The organism is Streptomyces sp. NBC_00122 (assembly GCF_045160845.1).
Taxonomy (GTDB): Bacteria; Actinomycetota; Actinomycetes; order Streptomycetales; family Streptomycetaceae; genus Streptomyces.
In genome coordinates, this window is sequence record NZ_CP108191.1 from 3622665 (window position 1) to 3638725 (window position 16061).

The following is a 16061-nucleotide window of genomic DNA, read 5'->3' on the forward strand; positions in this document are numbered from 1 at the left end:
CGGACATGAGTACGACCGACAACGCGTCCACCGAGGCGCCGCGCTCCGAAGACCCCGCCGAGCCCGAGCTCGGCGCGGCCGGCGCCCAGCTCTCCACCGCCCCGCTGGAGGACAGCCCCACCGGGCCGGCCGTCGGCATCGGGGTGATCGGCTGGGCCCGCTGGTTCTGGCGGCAGCTGACCTCCATGCGAGTGGCGCTGATCCTGCTCTTCATGCTGTCCCTGGGCGCGATCCCGGGCTCCCTCATCCCGCAGACCAACGTCGACGCGATGAAGGTCGCCGTCTGGAAGCGGGACAACCCGTCCTGGGTGGGCGTCGCCGAGAAGCTCCAGCTCTTCGACGTCTACAGCTCGGTGTGGTTCTCCGCGATCTACCTGCTGCTGTTCATCTCGCTGATCGGCTGCATCCTGCCGCGCTCCTGGCAGTTCGTGGGCCAGCTCCGCGGCCGGCCGCCGGCCGCCCCCAAGCGCCTGGACCGGCTGCCCGTGTACACGACGTGGCGCACGGACAAGTCCCCGGACGAGGTGCTCTCGTACGCGGGGACGGTGCTCGGCGGGCGGCGCTTCCGCACCGAGGCGGGCGGGGGGAACTCCGTCGCCGCGGAGAAGGGCTACCTGCGCGAGGCCGGCAATCTGGCCTTCCACGTGGCGCTGATCGTGATGCTGGTGGCCTTCGCCTGGGGCCAGTACTTCAAGTCCGAGGGCGGCAAGCTCGTCCTGCGCGGCAGCGGCTTCTCGAACACGCTCACCCAGTACGACGACTTCAAGTACGGCACCCTCTTCGACCCCGACGACCTGCCGCCCTTCTCGTTCACCCTGGACAGGTTCGACGCGACGTACGAGAAGAGCGGCCCGCAGCGGGGCACCCCGCGCGACTTCAAGGCGTACGTCACCTTCAGCGAGGGCGCGGCCGGCAAGCCGCAGAAGCGCGAGATCCAGGTCAACGAGCCCCTTCAGGTCGACGGCTCCAAGGTCTACCTGCTCGGGCACGGCTACGCACCGGTCATCTCGGTGACCGACCCCGCCGGCAAGGTGATCTTCAAGGACGCCGTGCCGATGCTCCCCCAGGACGGCAACCTCACCTCCACCGGAGCCGTCAAGGTCACCGACGGCTACAAGGACAAGGACGGCAGGAAGGAGCAGCTCGGCTTCAACGCCGTCTTCGTCCCGACGTTCGCCGGCGAGGGCCAGGGCGTGATGTTCTCGCAGTTCCCGGAGCTGGGTAATCCGCGGCTCATGCTCAGCGCCTGGCACGGCAGCCTCGGCGTCGACTCGGGTCTGCCGCAGAACGTGTACCAGCTGGACACCGCAAAGATGCAGTCGTTCAAGGACGAGTCGGGCCAGCTGTTCAAGCAGAAGCTGGCGACCGGCGAGTCGATGGTCCTGCCGAACGGCGCGGGCACCGTGAAGTTCGAGGGCATCGAGCGGTGGGCCACCTTCTCCGTCACCCACCAGCCCGGCAGCGGCCTCGCCCTCGCGGGCGCGATCGCCGCCATCGCGGGCCTGGCCGGGTCGCTGTTCATCCAGCGCCGCCGGGTCTGGGTGCGCGCGGTGCGCGGCGAGGACGGTGTCACCGTCGTCGAGATGGCCGGCCTCGGCCGCAGCGAGTCCACCCGGCTCCCGGAGGAGCTGGCCGAGCTCGCCGCCACCCTGCACGAGCAGGCGCCGACCGCGACGCCCGCCGAACCTGTCGAAGAAACCACCGAAGGAGAGCGCGGATGACGCCGCTCGCTGCCGCAGCCAACGAGAACCTGGCTCAGATCAGCAACTACCTGGTCTATTCGTCGATGGCGGTCTACATGCTCGCCTTCTTCGCGCACATCGCCGAGTGGACCTTCGGCAGCCGCAGCAAGGTGGCCCGTACGGCCGCCGCGCTGACCGCCGCCGCACCCGCACCCGCCGTGCAGGTCCGCAGCAAGGGGGGCGGTACGGCCGTCCTCGACAAACCGCAGGTCGTCACACGCTCCGCCGCGGGCACGCGCGACGTGCCCGACGGCCCGGGCGCCGCGGGCGGCACCGAGCAGGGTGACCTGTACGGGCGGATCGCGGTCTCGCTGACCGCGCTCGCCTTCCTCATCGAGGCGGCCGGCGTCGTCGCCCGGGCGATGTCGGTGCAGCGGGCCCCCTGGGGCAACATGTACGAGTTCTCGATCACCTTCTCCACGGTGGCCGTCGGCGCGTACCTGGTGCTCCTCGCGCTGAAGAAGAACGTCCGCTGGCTCGGCCTGATCCTGGTCACCACCGTCCTGCTGGACCTCGGCATCGCCGTGACCTGGCTCTACACCGACAGTGACCAGCTGGTCCCGGCCCTGCACTCGTACTGGCTGTGGATCCACGTCTCCACCGCGATCTTCTGCGGCGCCGTCTTCTACATCGGCGCGGCCGGAGCGGTCCTGTACCTCTTCCGCGACTCCTACGAGGCCAAGATCGCGGGCGGCGGCAAGCCGGGCCGGTTCGCCTCCTCCGTGCTGGAGCGGCTGCCCTCGGCGAGCTCGCTCGACAAGTTCTCGTACCGCATCAACGCGGCCGTCTTCCCGCTGTGGACCTTCACGATCATCGCGGGCGCGATCTGGGCGGGCGACGCCTGGGGCCGCTACTGGGGCTGGGACCCCAAGGAGGTCTGGTCCTTCGTGACGTGGGTGGCGTACGCCTGCTACCTGCACGCCCGCGCCACCGCCGGCTGGAAGGGCCGCAAGGCCGCGTACCTCGCGCTCTTCGCCTTCGCCTGCTGGATCTGGAACTACTACGGCGTGAACATCCTGCTCAGCGGCAAGCACTCGTACGCGGGCGTCTGACCGGCGGGAGTGGGACGCTGGTGTCATGCCTCCTGTGAGCCATGGCACCAGCGAGAGCCCCGGCGGCGGCCGCCTGCGGATCCGCTTCGAGCTGCACCTCCCGTACGCGTACGAGGAGCTGTGGCCCGCCCTGACCACGTCGGACGGGCTGCGCGGCTGGCTGGCCGAGGCGGAGGTCCTGGAGCGCAGGCTCGGCGGGGAGGTCACGATGCACCGGCTGGGCAGCCCGACGATGGAGACCGGCCGCGTCACGGCCTGGGACGTCGAGCGGGTCGTGGAGTACACGCTGGGCGGGGACGAGCGGATCCGTTTCCACCTGGAACCGGTGGGGACGGACTCGACCGTCATCCGGTTCGTGAACGAGCGCCGCGTGGACGACCGGGCCGGGGCGGACGAGGCCGAGGCCGACCGCCTGGACTGGCTCGCGGTCTGGCACGACCACTTCGAACTGCTGGAGTCCGCGCTCGCCGGGCAGCCGGTCGACTGGGTCCTGTGGACGGGCGCGCGCCGGGGCGAGCTGTGCGAGGACTACGCGGCCCTGTCCAGGACGTAGGCGCTCACCCGCTCACCCAGCTCGCCCGCTCACCACACCGGCCGCAGGGCCGGCAGTTCCGCGTCCCCGTTGAGGGTGCGCACGACGCGCCAGAGCTCGCCGCGCAGGGCGGGGAGATCGGCGCTGCGGCCGAGTTCGTCCTCCAGCTGGTGCAGGATGCGGCCCGCGACGGCCAGGTGGTCGACGGCCGCCGGGGTCAGCACGACCAGCTTGCGGCGGCCGCCCTCGGGGTGCGGCTCGCGGCGGACGTAGCCGCGCTTCTCCAGGTCGTCCACGAGCTGGCCGGCGGCCTGTTTCGTCACTCCGAGCCGCTCGGCGAGCTCGGAAGCGGTGGCTCCGGGGCCCTTGAGTACCTGGAAGGCCATCCCGTGCTGGGGCCGCAGGTCGGCGTATCCGGCCTCGGCCACCCGCCGCGTGAACTCGCCCAGCAGCAGCTGGAAGCCCAGGCCGAGCAGGAAGGCCAGCTCGACACCCTCGTCTTCGTCTCCGGTCACGGAAACATGGTGACACACATGAGTCAATCTGCTTTACTCATGACAAGTAAAGCTCCTTGACTCGCAGATCGTGAGGAACCGCCTTGCACGTGATCACCACGTCTCCCGAGCACGTCACCGTCTCTCCGAACGCCACCATGACCGGCCTGGCCGCCCCCAGCCGGGGCAGCGCCGAACTCAGCACCTGGCACGTCGACATGCCCGTCGGCGCGACCGGCCCCGAGCACTCCGTCAGCCGCGAGCAGATCTGGACGCTCACGGCCGGATCGCTGGAGATCACCTGGGACGGTGGCCGCACCGAGAAGGTCACCGCGGGCCAGACCCTGGTCCTGCCCCCGGACGTACTCCGCCGGATCCACGCCACCGAGTCCTTCGAGGCCTACGTCGCCATGCGCGCGGACGGCGTGGCCTCGGTCCCGGGCACCGAGGGCACCCGCGTCCTGCCCTGGGCGCAGTGAACGGCCGACCTGGTCCGGGCTAGTCCTTGTCCTTGCCGGTGTCCTTCTTCTTCTCCTGCTCGTCGCGCAGCGACTTCAGGAACTCCGGGTTGTCGTCGGGCGCGACCCACTGTGCCCGGCGCGCCCGGCCGCCGCCGACCGCGGAGCGCTTCTTGCCCGCGGCCAGCCACACCACCGGCCCGACGATGGAGAAGAGCAGGATGATGATCACCCACACCACCTTGGGCAGGTGCTTGACCTCTTCCTCCGGCGTGTTCAGGCAGTCGATGAAGGCGTAGATGGTCAGCGCGAGGATCAGCAGGAACGGCAGATAGCGCAGCACGGTGTGGGACCGACTCCCGGGCAGTGGCGGCGGGCCCGCAGCGGGCCCCGGTGACAGATCCAGGGTAGTTGGTGACGGATACTTGCCCCCATGGCTTACGACGATCTCCGCTCGCTGCTCCGGGCTCTGGAGCGGGAGGGCGACCTCAAGCGCATCAAGGCCGAAGTCGACCCGTACCTGGAGGTCGGGGAGATCGTCGACAGAGTGAACAAGGCGGGGGGTCCGGCCCTCCTCTTCGAGAACGTCAAGGGCTCGGCGATGCCGCTGGCCATGAACGTCTTCGGCACCGACCGCCGCCTTCTGAAGGCCCTCGGCCTGAAGTCCTACGGCGAGATCAGCGAGAAGATCGGCGGCCTGCTCAAGCCGGAGCTGCCCCAGGGCTTCATCGGCGTCCGCGAGGCCTTCGGCAAGCTCGGCTCGATGGTCCACGTGCCGCCGAAGAAGATCAAGGGCGAGGCCCCGGTCCAGGAGGTCGTCCTCACCGGCGACGACGTGGACCTCGACCAGCTGCCGGCGCTCTTCACCTGGCCCAAGGACGGCGGCTCCTTCTTCAACCTCGGCCTCACCCACACCAAGCACCCCGAGACCGGCGTGCGCAACCTCGGCCTCTACCGCCTCCAGCGCCACGACAAGCGCACCATCGGCATGCACTGGCAGATCCACAAGGACAGCCGCAACCACTACGCGGTCGCCGCCAAGCGCGGCGAGCGGCTGCCGGTCGCGATCGCCTTCGGCTGCCCGCCCGCAGTGACGTACGCGTCCACCGCGCCGCTGCCCGGCGACATCGACGAGTACCTCTTCGCCGGCTTCGTCGCGGGCAAGCGGATCGAGATGGTCGACTGCAAGACCGTGCCGCTCCAGGTCCCGGCCAACGCGGAGGTCGTGATCGAGGGCTGGCTGGAGCCGGGCGAGACGCTCCCGGAGGGCCCCTTCGGCGACCACACCGGCTTCTACACCCCGCAGGAGCCGTTCCCCGCGCTGAAGATCGACTGCGTGACGATGCGCAGGCGCCCGCTGCTCCAGTCGATCGTGGTCGGCCGGCCGCCGACCGAGGACGGGCCGCTGGGCCGCGCGACGGAGCGCTTCTTCCTCCCGCTGCTCAAGATCATCGTGCCGGACATCGTGGACTACCACCTGCCCGAGTCGGGCGGCTTCCACAACTGCGCGATCGTCTCGATCGACAAGAAGTACCCCAAGCACGCGCAGAAGGTCATGCACGCCATCTGGGGCGCGCACATGATGTCGCTGACCAAGCTGATCATCGTGGTGGACGCCGACTGCGACGTCCACGACCTGCACGAGGTGTCGTGGCGGGCGCTCGGCAACACGGACTACTCCCGCGACCTGACGGTCGTGGAGGGCCCGGTGGACCACCTGGACCACGCCTCGTACCAGCAGTTCTGGGGCGGCAAGGCGGGCATCGACGCCACCAAGAAGCTCCCCGAGGAGGGCTACACCCGCGACGGCGGCTGGCCCGACATGGTCGAGTCGGACCCGGCGACGGCGGCCCTGGTGGACCGCCGCTGGAAGGAGTACGGGCTGTGAGTACCGCAATGGGTGGCCCGGCGCTGTTCATCGGCGGCGACACGACGTTCGTGCTCCTCGTGCGCCCGGAGCTCGATCCGGCGGACCCGGGCGTCCGGGCGGCCGCCGAACAGGCGGGCGTCTCGCCCGAGGAGTTCGCGGGCCCCGGCGACGTGTGGGCCCTGGTGGTGGACGACACATTCGAGGCCGATGGCGGCTTCGAGCTGCCCGGCCTGCGCGATGCCGAGGCCGACCACTTCGCGGAGCAGCTGCACACCGCCCTGGGCACCGGGGAGCCGTTCACCGTCGAGGCCGGGCCGGTCCTGCGGCTCGACGCCCGCCCGGCAGCCGGCGAGGCCTACGCCTTCACGGCCCACGTCACCCCGCCCGAGCCCGAGGGGGCGCCCACGGTCTCCCTGGAGATCGGCCCCCTGCCCCTCGCCCCGCTCCTGGCCGACCTCGAGGACTTCCGCCGGAGCCTGGCGTGACCCCGAGACTGCGGATCGGTGGCGACGAGGTCTGGGTCGCGCTCACCGCTCCCGAGCAGCCGTCCGACGGCTGGCGGGTCACCGCCGACTGGGGCAGTGAGTTCACCGCGGACTTCGAGGCGTACGTGGAGGCCGAGGAGGTCTCCGCCTTCGCCGAGCTCCTGCTGGCCCGCACTGGCGCCGCCGAACCCGAGGCCTTCCGGGCCGAGGTGAGCGAGGGCCGCGGCAACCCACTGAGGCTGGCCGTCATACCGGTGGACGGCGGGGAGGCCCTCGCCTTCGTGGTCCGGCTGACCCCGATGGGGCACGACGAGACCAATCACCTCGACATGGAGATAGGGCCGGTTCCGCTCGACGGGCTGAGGGCCGAACTCGAACAGTTCCGGAAGGACCTCGCATGATGACCACCGCCGACGGAGTGGTCGGGCCCGGCCCTTCGCCCGAGGCCGGCAACAAGGTCAAGGCCTTCCTGCGGCTCGTGATGATCGAGCACTCGGTCTTCGCGCTGCCCTTCGCCTACATCGCCGCGCTCACCGCGATGTTCCAGCTCGACCGGGACGTGCACTGGGGCAGGCTGCTGCTCGTCACGACCTGCATGGTGGGCCTGCGGACCTTCGCGATGGCCGCCAACCGGATCATCGACCGCGAGATCGACTCCCGCAACCCGCGCACCGCGGGCCGCGAGCTGGTCACCGGCGCGGTCTCCGTCCGCTCCGCGTGGACCGGGGCCGGGATCGCGCTCGCCGTCTTCCTCGGCTCGGCGGCGCTCCTGAACCCGCTCTGCCTGGCGCTGGCGCCCGTCGCGGTGGTCCCCATGGTGGTGTACCCGTACGGCAAGCGGTTCACGAACTTCCCGCACGCCATCCTGGGCCTGGCCCAGGCGATCGGCCCGGTCGGGGCCTGGCTGGCGGTCACCGGCGAGTGGTCCTGGGACGCGGTGATCCTGGGGCTCGCGGTGGGCGTGTGGATCGGCGGCTTCGACCTGATCTTCGGCTCCCAGGACGTGGCCGCGGACCGCACGGAGGGCGTCAAGTCCGTCCCGGCCCGCTTCGGCGTCCCGGCCGCCCTCTGGGGGGCCCGCGGCGCGCACGTCGTGACCACGGCCCTGCTGGTCTGGTACGCCCTCGCCACGGACGCGGGCGTCCTGTTCTGGTCGGGCCTGGCGATCGTCGCCTGTGCCTTCTGCTACGAGCACACCATCGTGAAGCCGCACGACCTGTCCCGCCTGAACCGCGCCTTCTTCACGGTCAACGGCTTCATCGGCATCGCCCTCTTCGTGTGCGCCCTGCTCGACCTCGTGGGCCGCGGTCTGACCTTCTAGACCAACTGGCCCCGGGCCGCCGGACGGACCGGGCGGCGGAAGAACAGGGCCGTCAGGACGCCCACCGCGAGGCCGCAGAGGTGGCCCTGCCAGCTGACCGCGGTGTCCGTCGGCAGGACGCCGAGGAGGAACGAGCCGCCCCAGATCGCGGCGATCACCACGCCCACCGCGATGCCGAGGGCCTTGCGCTCGACGAAGCCGCGGACCACGAGGTAGCCGAAGAGGCCGAAGACCAGGCCCGAGGCGCCGGCGGTGTTGGCGTGCGAGGGGGCGATCAGCCAGATGCCGATCCCGTCCCCGAGGATGACGATGGCGCAGACGGCCAGGAAGTGGCGTATGCCGCTGAGCGCGGCGACGAAGCCGAAGATCAGCAGGGCGACGCTGTTGGCCGCCACGTGCGCGAAGCCGAAGTGCAGGAACGGGGCGGTGAGGATGCCGCTGAGTCCATCGACGCTGCGCGCGGTGATCCCGTACGGGTCCAGGGCGTGGCCGGTGGCGAAATCGACGGCCTCGATCAGCCACAGGAGGGCCACCCAGCCGAGCATCAGCTTGGCCGCGGCCTTCGCGCGGCCGGTCTGCGTCCAGGTGTCCTGAGCCGTGCTCACCGTCGTCCCCTTCGTCGTGCGTCCCACCCCCTGGAACGTCCGGCCACCATAGCGAGTGCCCGCCCGTGGTGGCCGGATAGTCTCGGAGGTATGACTGAGCGCAAGCGCACCCCGTGGGTGGTCGGGGTTTCCGGGGCGTCCGGGACGCCGTACGCGGCGGCCGTGCTCCGCGGGCTGCTCGCGGCGGGGGAGAGCGTCGACCTGGTGGTCAGCCGGGCTTCACGCCTCACTCTGCTGGACGAGACCGGGATCGCCTTCCGCGACGCGCACTGGCGCGACGATCTGACGCAGTGGCTGACATACGGCGCCGACGGCAAGCCGGGAACCTTCGCACCGTTCGAGGGCGATGTCCGGTATTGGGGCGCCGGGGACCTGGCGGCCGGTCCGAGCTCGGGCTCGTACCCCGTCAAGGGGATGCTCATCGTCCCCGCGTCCACGGCCTGCGTGGCGGGGGTGGCGCTCGGGCTGTCGAAGGACCTGCTCCAGCGGGTCGCGAGCGTAACGCTCAAGGAGCGGCGCCGGCTGGTGGTCGCGGTGCGGGAGACCCCGCTGAACGGGCAGACGCTGAAGCATCTGGTGGCGCTGGACGAGGCGGGCGCGATCGTGCTGCCCGCCTCTCCGGCGTTCTACGCGGGTGCGACGCACATCCAGGACCTGGTGGACTTCGTCGCGGGGCGGGTGCTGGACGCGGCAGGGGTGCCGCACCGGCTGTACCGCCGTTGGGAGGGGGACCTCGGTGGATCCCGCCCTCAGGGTTAGGCCTTCTTGGTCCGGCCCGGCTTGCGGGCCTTGTCGATGCGGTGGGCGGCGGCGGGCTGGTGGGCACGGGATCGGTTGGCCAGCTCCTGGAGCTGTCGCATGTGTGCGTAGGCCATCTCGATCGTGTACACGGTGAACCACTCCTGAAGATCGTTATTGATCTGCTGAAAGATTTCGCAGGGCGTTTACCCTGCATGCCTTAGATTCTATACCTAAACTTGCAGGATCGCCGAATAATGGAAGGCTCCACGTAATGGACACGGTGGACAGGCAGCTCATCCAGGCACTTCGCGAGAACGGTCGTGCCTCGTACGCGGAGCTGGGCCGTCTCGTGGGCCTCTCCGGCCCCAGCGTCACCGACCGCATCAACCGGCTGGAGACGGCCGGCGTCATCACCGGCTACCGCGCGACGGTGGCCGCGGCCGAGCTCGGCCTCGGCGTCACGGCGCTGATCGGCATCTCGCTCTCCGATGCCGCCGACCACGAGGACGTGGCCCGCCGGCTGCGCGACCTCGCGGAGATCGAGGACTGCTGGTTCATCGCGGGTGACGACTCCTTCATGCTGAAGGTGCGCGCCAGCGACGTGGACGGCCTGGAGAAGATCATCCGCAAGCTGTCCGGCACCAGGGGCGTCTCGCGTACCCGTACCACCATCGTGCTCTCCACCAAGTGGGAGAACCGGGTCGGGGAACTGCCCGAGGAGGGCTGAGAGTACGGTTGGTCGGGTTGCAGGTCAGGTATCTAGAGGAGGCGACCGGCTGATGGACGCTGGGCTCAAGCGCGAGCTGGAGGAGAAGGTCCGCTCCGGCGAGCGGCTGACCCGTGAGGACGGCATCGCCCTCTACGAGTCGGACGACCTGGCCTGGCTCGGTGGCCTCGCCCACGAGGTGCGCACGCGCAAGAACGGCGACGTCGTGCACTTCAACGTCAACCGCCACCTCAACATGACGAACGTGTGCACCGCCTCGTGCGCGTACTGCTCGTTCCAGCGCAAGCCGGGCGAGAAGGACGCGTACACGATGCGCATCGAGGAAGCCGTGCGCCTGGCCAAGGCCATGGAGAACGACAGCCTCACCGAGCTGCACATCGTCAACGGCCTGCACCCGAACCTGCCCTGGCGCTACTACCCGCGCTCGCTCTCCGAGCTGAAGAAGGCGCTGCCGAACGTCTCGCTGAAGGCGTTCACGGCGACCGAGATCCACCACTTCGAGACGATCTCCGGCATGTCGGCCTCCGACATCCTGGACGAGCTGATCGAGGCCGGCCTGGAGTCGCTCACCGGCGGCGGCGCGGAGATCTTCGACTGGGAGGTCCGGCAGCACATCGTCGACCACCGCACCCACTGGGAAGACTGGTCGCGCATCCACCGGCTCGCGCACTCGAAGGGTCTCAAGACCCCCTCGACGATGCTCTACGGGCACATCGAGGAGCCGCGCCACCGCGTGGACCACGTGCTGCGGCTGCGCGAGCTCCAGGACGAGACCGGCGGCTTCCAGGTCTTCATCCCGCTGCGCTACCAGCACGACTTCGTGGACATGCAGGACGGCAAGGTACGCAACAAGCTCCAGGCGCGGACGACGATGGCCACGGGCGCCGAGGCGCTCAAGACCTTCGCCGTCTCGCGGCTGCTGTTCGACAACGTGCCGCACGTCAAGGTCTTCTGGGTGATGCACGGCGTGCAGACCGCCCAGCTCGCGCTGCAGCACGGCGCGGACGACATGGACGGCTCGGTCGTCGAGTACAAGATCACGCACGACGCGGACAACTACGGCACCCCGAACAAGCTGGGTCGTGAGGACCTGCTGGAGCTGATCCGGGAAGCGGGCTTCCGCCCGGTCGAGCGCAACACGCGCTACGAGATCATCCGCGAGTACCCCGGCCCGGACGCGGGGCTGCGCGAGACGCCGCAGGCGATGCGCGTCTGACGCGCTGTGCGCGTCGTGCTCCGGTGATCCCGGAGTCCCGGGAGCCCCGGTCCGCTGTGCGGGCCGGGGCTTCGCCGGGTCCGGGCGCGGGATGCCGCTGCCGCTGCACTGACCCCAGCGGGCCGGAGCCGGGGCCCGGCGTGCTTCACTGGGTGGGAACGTGCCGCCGTACGACCACGACGAGAGAGAAGGGGTCACCGTGTCCCTCAAGCCGAGCGCAACGATCCGCTACACCGCGATGCGTCTGGGCATCTTCGTCGGATGCCTCGTCGTCGTGTCCGGCCTGGTCCGTCTCGGCTGGGTGCCCGCCGGGCTCGGGGACGCGAACGTCGCCTGGATCGTCCTGCTCGCCCTCGTCCTGTCCGCCCCGCTCTCCTTCGTCCTCCTGCGCAAGCAGCGCGACGAGATGTCCGTGCAGATCTCCGGACGCGTCGCGGGTGCGAAGCAGAAGCTCGCCGAGAACCGCAGCCAGGAGGACCTGGCCGACGACGCGGCGCGCGTGAACTCGTAACGCCGCAGTCGGCACAGTTGGGTTCATCACACGCCGAACCGCCCCAGCACCGGGAATACCACCCGTAGCGCTGGGGCGTTCGGCGTTTTACGTGGGGCGGCGCGGGTCCGGGCGGGAGGACCGCGTGCCCGTGCACCCCTGTCTCAAAGAACGCCTTTGAGATTCTCAAAGGAGAAGTGTTAGCGTGTTCACCATGTCGACCACAGCTGCGCACCCGATGACCGCGAGCATCCTGCTCGTGTCGCGCCTGCACGTCGACCTCTGCCGCCGCGTGTCCGCGGCCTGTTGCTGTTGAGCTGAATCGATACAGCAGCGGTCCTTTCGGTCCCGGCCGGCCCTTCTCCCTCAGGCTGCTGCCGCACCGTGTCACCGCGTCACCACCGCAGAACTTCCCCTGTTTTCGTGCGCCATCTCCGGAGAGTGTCCGTGTCCGCGACCCCTGAAGGCCCTGCCAAGGCCTCGTTCAAATTCCCCTTCTGGGCCCAGATCATCGCCGGTCTGGCCCTGGGCGTCCTCTTCGGATGGATCGCCCGCAGCCAGGACGTCAGCTGGCTCGGCACCACGCTGGAGAAGGTCGGCGACATCTTCATCCAGTTGCTGAAGCTGGCCATCGCCCCCCTCGTCTTCTTCGCCATCCTGGTGTCCATCACCAACCTGCGGAAGGTGAACAACGCCGCGCGGCTCGCCTCCCGCACGCTGCTCTGGTTCATGATCACCTCGCTGATCGCGGTCGGCATCGGCATCGCGATCGGCCTGCTCACCGACCCGGGCGCGGGCACCGGCCTCACCGCCGCCGACGGCAAGGAGCCGAAGAAGGCGGGCTCCTGGATCGACTTCCTGACCGGGATCGTGCCGACGGACATCGTCACGCCGTTCACCCAGCTCAAGGTCCTCCAGATCGTCTTCCTGGCCGTCGTCGCCGGTATCGCCGCCCTCCAGCTGGGCGGCAAGGCCAAGCCGGTCCTCGACCTCGCCGAGTCTGCCCTGGAGCTCCTCCAGAAGGCCCTGTGGTGGGTCATCCGCCTCGCCCCGATCGGCACCATCGGCCTGATCGGCACCGCGATCGCCACGTACGGCTGGGACCTCATCGGCAAGTACGCGACCTTCACCGCCGACATCTACATCGGCTGCGCGCTCGTGATGTTCGGCGTCTACCCGCTGCTGCTCGCCACGGTCGCCAAGGTCAGCCCGCTGCAGTTCTTCAAGGGCGCCTGGCCGGCCATCCAGCTGGCCTTCGTCTCCCGCTCCTCGGTCGGCACCATGCCGGTCACCCAGAAGGTCACCGAGCGCCTCGGCGTGCCGAAGGAGTACGCCTCCTTCGCCGTCCCGTTCGGCGCCACCACCAAGATGGACGGCTGCGCCGCGATCTACCCGGCGCTCGCCGCGATCTTCATCGCGCAGATCTTCGACGTGCAGCTGGGCATCAAGGAGTACCTGCTCATCGTCTTCGTCTCGGTGATCGGCTCGGCCGCGACGGCCGGTCTGACCGGCGCGACGGTCATGCTGACGCTGACCCTCTCCACGCTCGGCCTGCCGCTGGCGGGTGTCGGCCTGCTGATGGCGATCGACCCGATCCTGGACATGATGCGCACGGCCACGAACGTGGCCGGTCAAGCGCTGGTCCCGGTCATCGTCTCGGCCCGCGAGGGAATCCTGGACAAGGAGGCCTACGCGACCGCCTCGGCCTCCCCGCTGGACGAGTCCGCCCCGGTCACGCCGGAGCCGGTCGCCGTGGCCGCCTGACGCCGCCCGCCCGCCCGCCCGCCCGCCTGCACGCGCCGCAGCCCCGCCCCGTCCGGGCGGGGCTGCGGCGCGTGTCAGACCGTCTGGCCGCGGGCGTACGCGACCGTCGCCAGCAGGAGCGGCAGTGCGAACCACCACCGGCCCATGGTCCGCCGGAACACCGGGGTGATGGTGATCAGCAGTCCCAGGAGGCACAGGGAGAGGGAGAGGCCGGCCACCAGCCGGATGTCGTCCCGCAGGCGGTCGTCGCGGGGGTCCGACTGCATGGCCAGGGCGAGGTAGCACAGGTACACCGCAGGGACGTAGACGAGGGCGAGCGGGACTCCGAGCACCCAGCGCAGGCAGCCCTGGTCCTCGGGCAGGTCGATGTTCTCGCGGGGGAGCCTCAGCCGAGCGTCGCGATACGGACCCACGCGATCACCCCCAGCACGGCCGGCGGGACGAGCCACCACAGGCCCACCGTCCGGCGGACGGGCGGGAGGAGGGTGATCACGATCGCGCCCGCGCTCAGGAAGAGCGCGATCAGGCACTCCAGTTCGGTCCCGGCGTACCCCTGGTCGTCCCATGCGCCCGCCGGCCCGTAGGCCAGGGCGTAATAGACGACGACGGCGTTCAGCAGGTGGACGAGCGCGAGGGGTGCCCCGATCCACCAGCGGCGGTACGTCATCGCATCGCGTCCTTCACCTTGCCGAGGCTGTCGCCGAAGTCGTTGCCGTAGAACTGGGCCTTCTCCGACTTCCAGTACGGACCGCCGTTGTAGCGGGCGGCGATCTCCCGCATCTGGGCGTCGGTCAGCTGGTCGGCGGGGACGTCGCCGTAGCCGGCCTCGGCCTTGATCTGGGCGAGGAATCCGGCGGCGATGAAAGCATTCTGCCTCGGGTCCTGGAGCGACTCCTCCACCAGGGCCCGCTGATCGCCGGTGAGGTGCGCCGGATCGTAGCCGAGCACCTCGGCGCCGCGGCGGAGCTGGATGGCGATCGGCCCGAAGGAGGTCTCGTCGGGGGTTCCGCCCGCCCGGCTGAAGAGGTTCTCGGGCGTGATGGGACTGAGCGGCGAGTCGGCCAGCTGCCGGATCGTGTCGATGCCGTCGTCGACGATTCCGGGCTGACCGGCGATCTCCTTCCAGGCGATGCCCGCGACCAGTTCCTCGGGCAACCCGGCGTGCTGGGCGGCCGCCCGGAGGATCTCCTTCTTCTGGGAGATCCAGGCCGCCTTCTCCTTGTCGCCGTCCGGCGGGTTCCAGTAGCTGTCGTCGACCTCGGGCAGTCCCGCGATCCGCGTCCGGATGTCGCGCAGCTCCGGAGACATCTCGGTGTTCCCGAGCGGCCCCGTCATCTCCCGCTTCGGACCGCTGCCCGGCAGGTGGGCCAGCGGGCTGGTGCGGGCCTCCGCCGCCTCCCGGCGGATGTCCGCCATCGCGGCGTACAGGTCGGGCCGCTTGCCGCCGCCCTTCACCTGGAAGTCGGGCAGCAACTCGTACGCCTGCTTCAGCGCGTGCACGCACGCGCTGCGCGCCTCCTGCTCGGTGGTCTTCGCCAGGTGGAAGCTGCTGCCCGCGCCGTCATGGAGCCGGTTCGCCTCGTCCCGGATGTCGTCCACGTCCATCGTGACCTCGGCCAGCCAGTCGAAGACCCCGGTCGTCGCCCGCATGTCCTCCCACTGGCGCATCGGCTCCGCCTCCTGCGCGACCTTGGTGATCGCGGTGCCCTTCGTGCCGATCAGCGCGGCGAGCGCACGCTCGGAGCGCTTGCCGTTGCCGTAGTGGGACTTGGCGGTGGCCAGGGCTGCGGCGTAGGCGTTCAGCGCGCTCGCGGCCTTGTCGTAGCCCTCGGCCATGTGGGTCACCAACTGGCGGGCCTCGCCGAGGCGTCGGGTGTACGTGTGGCTGCCGTCGCTCTCCCATTGCGTACCGGTCTCCGCCCGCCGGGCGGGCTCCTCGACCTGGACGAGGAGATCGCGCAGCCGGCGGAACTCGGCGGCGTTGCGCTCGACGAGGGGCGGGTTGCACTCCTCCAGGAACGCGACGTCCTTGTGGTAGCTGAGGCCGCTCATTTGCACTCCGGCGGTACGTACTGCCCCGATTCGAGCAGGTTGTCGAGGAAGGACCGGGCGGTGCCGTCGTCCACGTGGGCGAAGCTGGTGCCGGTGGTCTTGAGACGGGTGGCCAGTCCGGCGAACAGGGCGATCGCGTCCTTGAACTGGTCGTCGGCGAACCGGGCGAAGTGGAGGGCTTCCTTCGAGACGTCCTCGTGCGCGCGGGGCGCGCGGGCCATGGTGCTCGCGTCGCCGTCCGGGCGGCCTTCGTGCAGGAGCGCGGCGATCTCGATGAGGAGGTTGGCGTTGCCGTTGATGGACTGGGTTCCGGCCAGCAGACTGCCCGCCGCACTGCCGCCCGCCTCGGGCGCCACCTGGTTGAGGCGCATCGCGGGTGACTGCTGCCCGGCCAGGGCGGCAGCCTTGTGCTGCGCCCACTCCGCGTCGAACGACATGTGGTTCCCCCCGACTTGACCCGGAACATGCCAGATCATGCTCATGCTAATACGGGGAAAACGGCACCTCTGCCG

General features: G+C 70.0%; 21 protein-coding genes. 13 read left to right on the top strand and 8 right to left on the bottom strand.

Going from position 1 to position 16061, the window contains the following annotated elements; all coding sequences use genetic code 11:
• Positions 1-5 precede the first annotated feature (5 nt).
• The 3 genes from OG737_RS17185 to OG737_RS17195 are packed head-to-tail and all read left to right on the top strand — an operon-like array spanning position 6 to position 3347.
• Positions 6-1721 (top strand): cytochrome c biogenesis protein ResB, encoded by a 1716-nt coding sequence (locus tag OG737_RS17185; RefSeq protein ID WP_405921725.1) that lies wholly within the window; start codon positions 6-8, stop codon positions 1719-1721.
• Positions 1718-2794: a c-type cytochrome biogenesis protein CcsB gene (gene ccsB / locus OG737_RS17190; RefSeq protein WP_405679037.1), complete on the top strand. Its 1077-nt coding sequence runs from the start codon at positions 1718-1720 to the stop codon at positions 2792-2794. Before OG737_RS17185 ends, ccsB begins: the two co-directional genes overlap by 4 nt.
• 25 nt (positions 2795-2819) lie before the next feature.
• Complete coding sequence (locus OG737_RS17195) at positions 2820-3347, top strand: SRPBCC domain-containing protein (protein ID WP_405921726.1); 528 nt, start codon at positions 2820-2822, stop codon at positions 3345-3347.
• Between the two features lie 29 nt (positions 3348-3376).
• On the opposite strand, the gene OG737_RS17200 is transcribed toward OG737_RS17195, so the two are convergent.
• A complete protein-coding gene (locus OG737_RS17200; RefSeq protein ID WP_328927035.1) occupies positions 3377-3841 on the bottom strand; it encodes a MarR family transcriptional regulator in 465 nt (154 codons plus the stop codon).
• 89 nt (positions 3842-3930) lie between these two features.
• Between OG737_RS17200 and OG737_RS17205 the strand changes: the two genes are divergently transcribed.
• The gene (locus tag OG737_RS17205; RefSeq protein ID WP_405921727.1) at positions 3931-4299 is read left to right on the top strand and encodes a cupin domain-containing protein; all 369 of its coding nucleotides are present in this window, start codon (positions 3931-3933) and stop codon (positions 4297-4299) included.
• A gap of 19 nt (positions 4300-4318) precedes the next feature.
• On the opposite strand, the gene OG737_RS17210 is transcribed toward OG737_RS17205, so the two are convergent.
• A complete protein-coding gene (locus OG737_RS17210; RefSeq protein WP_328927037.1) occupies positions 4319-4621 on the bottom strand; it encodes a PLD nuclease N-terminal domain-containing protein in 303 nt (100 codons plus the stop codon).
• 90 nt (positions 4622-4711) lie between these two features.
• Here OG737_RS17210 and OG737_RS17215 point away from each other — a divergent pair, with 90 nt between their 5' ends.
• From OG737_RS17215 to mqnP, 4 genes are read left to right on the top strand one after another with little or no spacing between them, the layout of a single operon-like run.
• A complete protein-coding gene (locus OG737_RS17215) occupies positions 4712-6166 on the top strand; it encodes a menaquinone biosynthesis decarboxylase (protein ID WP_328927038.1) in 1455 nt (484 codons plus the stop codon).
• Positions 6163-6633: a hypothetical protein gene (locus OG737_RS17220; protein ID WP_405921728.1), complete on the top strand. Its 471-nt coding sequence runs from the start codon at positions 6163-6165 to the stop codon at positions 6631-6633. Before OG737_RS17215 ends, OG737_RS17220 begins: the two co-directional genes overlap by 4 nt.
• Entirely contained in the window at positions 6630-7034 is a 405-nt protein-coding gene (locus OG737_RS17225; protein ID WP_328927040.1) for a hypothetical protein, read from the top strand. Before OG737_RS17220 ends, OG737_RS17225 begins: the two co-directional genes overlap by 4 nt.
• A complete protein-coding gene (gene mqnP, locus OG737_RS17230; RefSeq protein ID WP_405679032.1) occupies positions 7031-7954 on the top strand; it encodes a menaquinone biosynthesis prenyltransferase MqnP in 924 nt (307 codons plus the stop codon). Before OG737_RS17225 ends, mqnP begins: the two co-directional genes overlap by 4 nt.
• On the opposite strand, the gene OG737_RS17235 is transcribed toward mqnP, so the two are convergent.
• A complete protein-coding gene (locus OG737_RS17235; RefSeq protein ID WP_405679030.1) occupies positions 7951-8559 on the bottom strand; it encodes a rhomboid family intramembrane serine protease in 609 nt (202 codons plus the stop codon). The genes mqnP and OG737_RS17235 overlap by 4 nt on opposite strands.
• A gap of 90 nt (positions 8560-8649) precedes the next feature.
• Between OG737_RS17235 and OG737_RS17240 the strand changes: the two genes are divergently transcribed.
• The gene (locus OG737_RS17240; protein WP_328927041.1) at positions 8650-9318 is read left to right on the top strand and encodes a UbiX family flavin prenyltransferase; all 669 of its coding nucleotides are present in this window, start codon (positions 8650-8652) and stop codon (positions 9316-9318) included.
• On the opposite strand, the gene OG737_RS17245 is transcribed toward OG737_RS17240, so the two are convergent.
• Positions 9315-9449, bottom strand: coding sequence for a hypothetical protein (locus tag OG737_RS17245; RefSeq protein ID WP_328927042.1), 135 nt, complete (start codon positions 9447-9449; stop codon positions 9315-9317). The two genes, OG737_RS17240 and OG737_RS17245, sit on opposite strands and share 4 nt — an antisense overlap.
• 122 nt (positions 9450-9571) lie before the next feature.
• On the opposite strand from OG737_RS17245, the gene OG737_RS17250 reads away from it, so the two are divergent.
• The 4 genes from OG737_RS17250 to OG737_RS17265 all read left to right on the top strand — a co-directional run bounded on the left by OG737_RS17250 (position 9572) and on the right by OG737_RS17265 (position 13497).
• Positions 9572-10027 (top strand): Lrp/AsnC family transcriptional regulator, encoded by a 456-nt coding sequence (locus OG737_RS17250; protein ID WP_328927043.1) that lies wholly within the window; start codon positions 9572-9574, stop codon positions 10025-10027.
• Between the two features lie 52 nt (positions 10028-10079).
• The gene (gene mqnE, locus OG737_RS17255) at positions 10080-11243 is read left to right on the top strand and encodes an aminofutalosine synthase MqnE (protein ID WP_266944315.1); all 1164 of its coding nucleotides are present in this window, start codon (positions 10080-10082) and stop codon (positions 11241-11243) included.
• A gap of 238 nt (positions 11244-11481) precedes the next feature.
• On the top strand, positions 11482-11754 hold the full coding sequence (locus tag OG737_RS17260; RefSeq protein ID WP_405681380.1) for a DUF4229 domain-containing protein: 273 nt from the start codon (positions 11482-11484) through the stop codon (positions 11752-11754).
• 420 nt (positions 11755-12174) lie between these two features.
• Positions 12175-13497, top strand: coding sequence for a dicarboxylate/amino acid:cation symporter (locus OG737_RS17265; RefSeq protein WP_328927045.1), 1323 nt, complete (start codon positions 12175-12177; stop codon positions 13495-13497).
• A 74-nt stretch (positions 13498-13571) separates the two neighbouring features.
• On the opposite strand, the gene OG737_RS17270 is transcribed toward OG737_RS17265, so the two are convergent.
• From OG737_RS17270 to OG737_RS17285, 4 genes are read right to left on the bottom strand one after another with little or no spacing between them, the layout of a single operon-like run.
• Positions 13572-13910 (bottom strand): hypothetical protein, encoded by a 339-nt coding sequence (locus tag OG737_RS17270; protein ID WP_405921729.1) that lies wholly within the window; start codon positions 13908-13910, stop codon positions 13572-13574.
• A complete protein-coding gene (locus tag OG737_RS17275; protein WP_328927047.1) occupies positions 13883-14164 on the bottom strand; it encodes a hypothetical protein in 282 nt (93 codons plus the stop codon). Before OG737_RS17275 ends, OG737_RS17270 begins: the two co-directional genes overlap by 28 nt.
• Entirely contained in the window at positions 14161-15549 is a 1389-nt protein-coding gene (locus OG737_RS17280; protein ID WP_328927048.1) for a hypothetical protein, read from the bottom strand. The genes OG737_RS17275 and OG737_RS17280 overlap by 4 nt, the downstream gene beginning before the upstream one ends.
• The gene (locus OG737_RS17285) at positions 15546-15986 is read right to left on the bottom strand and encodes a hypothetical protein (protein WP_405921730.1); all 441 of its coding nucleotides are present in this window, start codon (positions 15984-15986) and stop codon (positions 15546-15548) included. The genes OG737_RS17280 and OG737_RS17285 overlap by 4 nt, the downstream gene beginning before the upstream one ends.
• Between the last annotated feature and the right edge of the window lie 75 nt (positions 15987-16061).

Excerpts from the sequence above, each read along its gene's own strand:
- OG737_RS17185 (WP_405921725.1), top strand. The coding sequence starts at position 6 with ATGAGTACGACCGACAACGCGTCCACCGAGGCGCCGCGCTCCGAAGAC.
- ccsB (WP_405679037.1), top strand. The coding sequence starts at position 1,718 with ATGACGCCGCTCGCTGCCGCAGCCAACGAGAACCTGGCTCAGATCAGC.
- OG737_RS17195 (WP_405921726.1), top strand. The coding sequence starts at position 2,820 with ATGCCTCCTGTGAGCCATGGCACCAGCGAGAGCCCCGGCGGCGGCCGC.
- OG737_RS17215 (WP_328927038.1), top strand. The coding sequence starts at position 4,712 with ATGGCTTACGACGATCTCCGCTCGCTGCTCCGGGCTCTGGAGCGGGAG.
- mqnP (WP_405679032.1), top strand. The coding sequence starts at position 7,031 with ATGATGACCACCGCCGACGGAGTGGTCGGGCCCGGCCCTTCGCCCGAG.
- OG737_RS17240 (WP_328927041.1), top strand. The coding sequence starts at position 8,650 with ATGACTGAGCGCAAGCGCACCCCGTGGGTGGTCGGGGTTTCCGGGGCG.
- OG737_RS17250 (WP_328927043.1), top strand. The coding sequence starts at position 9,572 with ATGGACACGGTGGACAGGCAGCTCATCCAGGCACTTCGCGAGAACGGT.
- mqnE (WP_266944315.1), top strand. The coding sequence starts at position 10,080 with ATGGACGCTGGGCTCAAGCGCGAGCTGGAGGAGAAGGTCCGCTCCGGC.
- OG737_RS17260 (WP_405681380.1), top strand. The coding sequence starts at position 11,482 with ATGCGTCTGGGCATCTTCGTCGGATGCCTCGTCGTCGTGTCCGGCCTG.
- OG737_RS17275 (WP_328927047.1), bottom strand. The coding sequence starts at position 14,164 with ATGACGTACCGCCGCTGGTGGATCGGGGCACCCCTCGCGCTCGTCCAC.
- OG737_RS17280 (WP_328927048.1), bottom strand. The coding sequence starts at position 15,549 with ATGAGCGGCCTCAGCTACCACAAGGACGTCGCGTTCCTGGAGGAGTGC.
- OG737_RS17285 (WP_405921730.1), bottom strand. The coding sequence starts at position 15,986 with ATGTCGTTCGACGCGGAGTGGGCGCAGCACAAGGCTGCCGCCCTGGCC.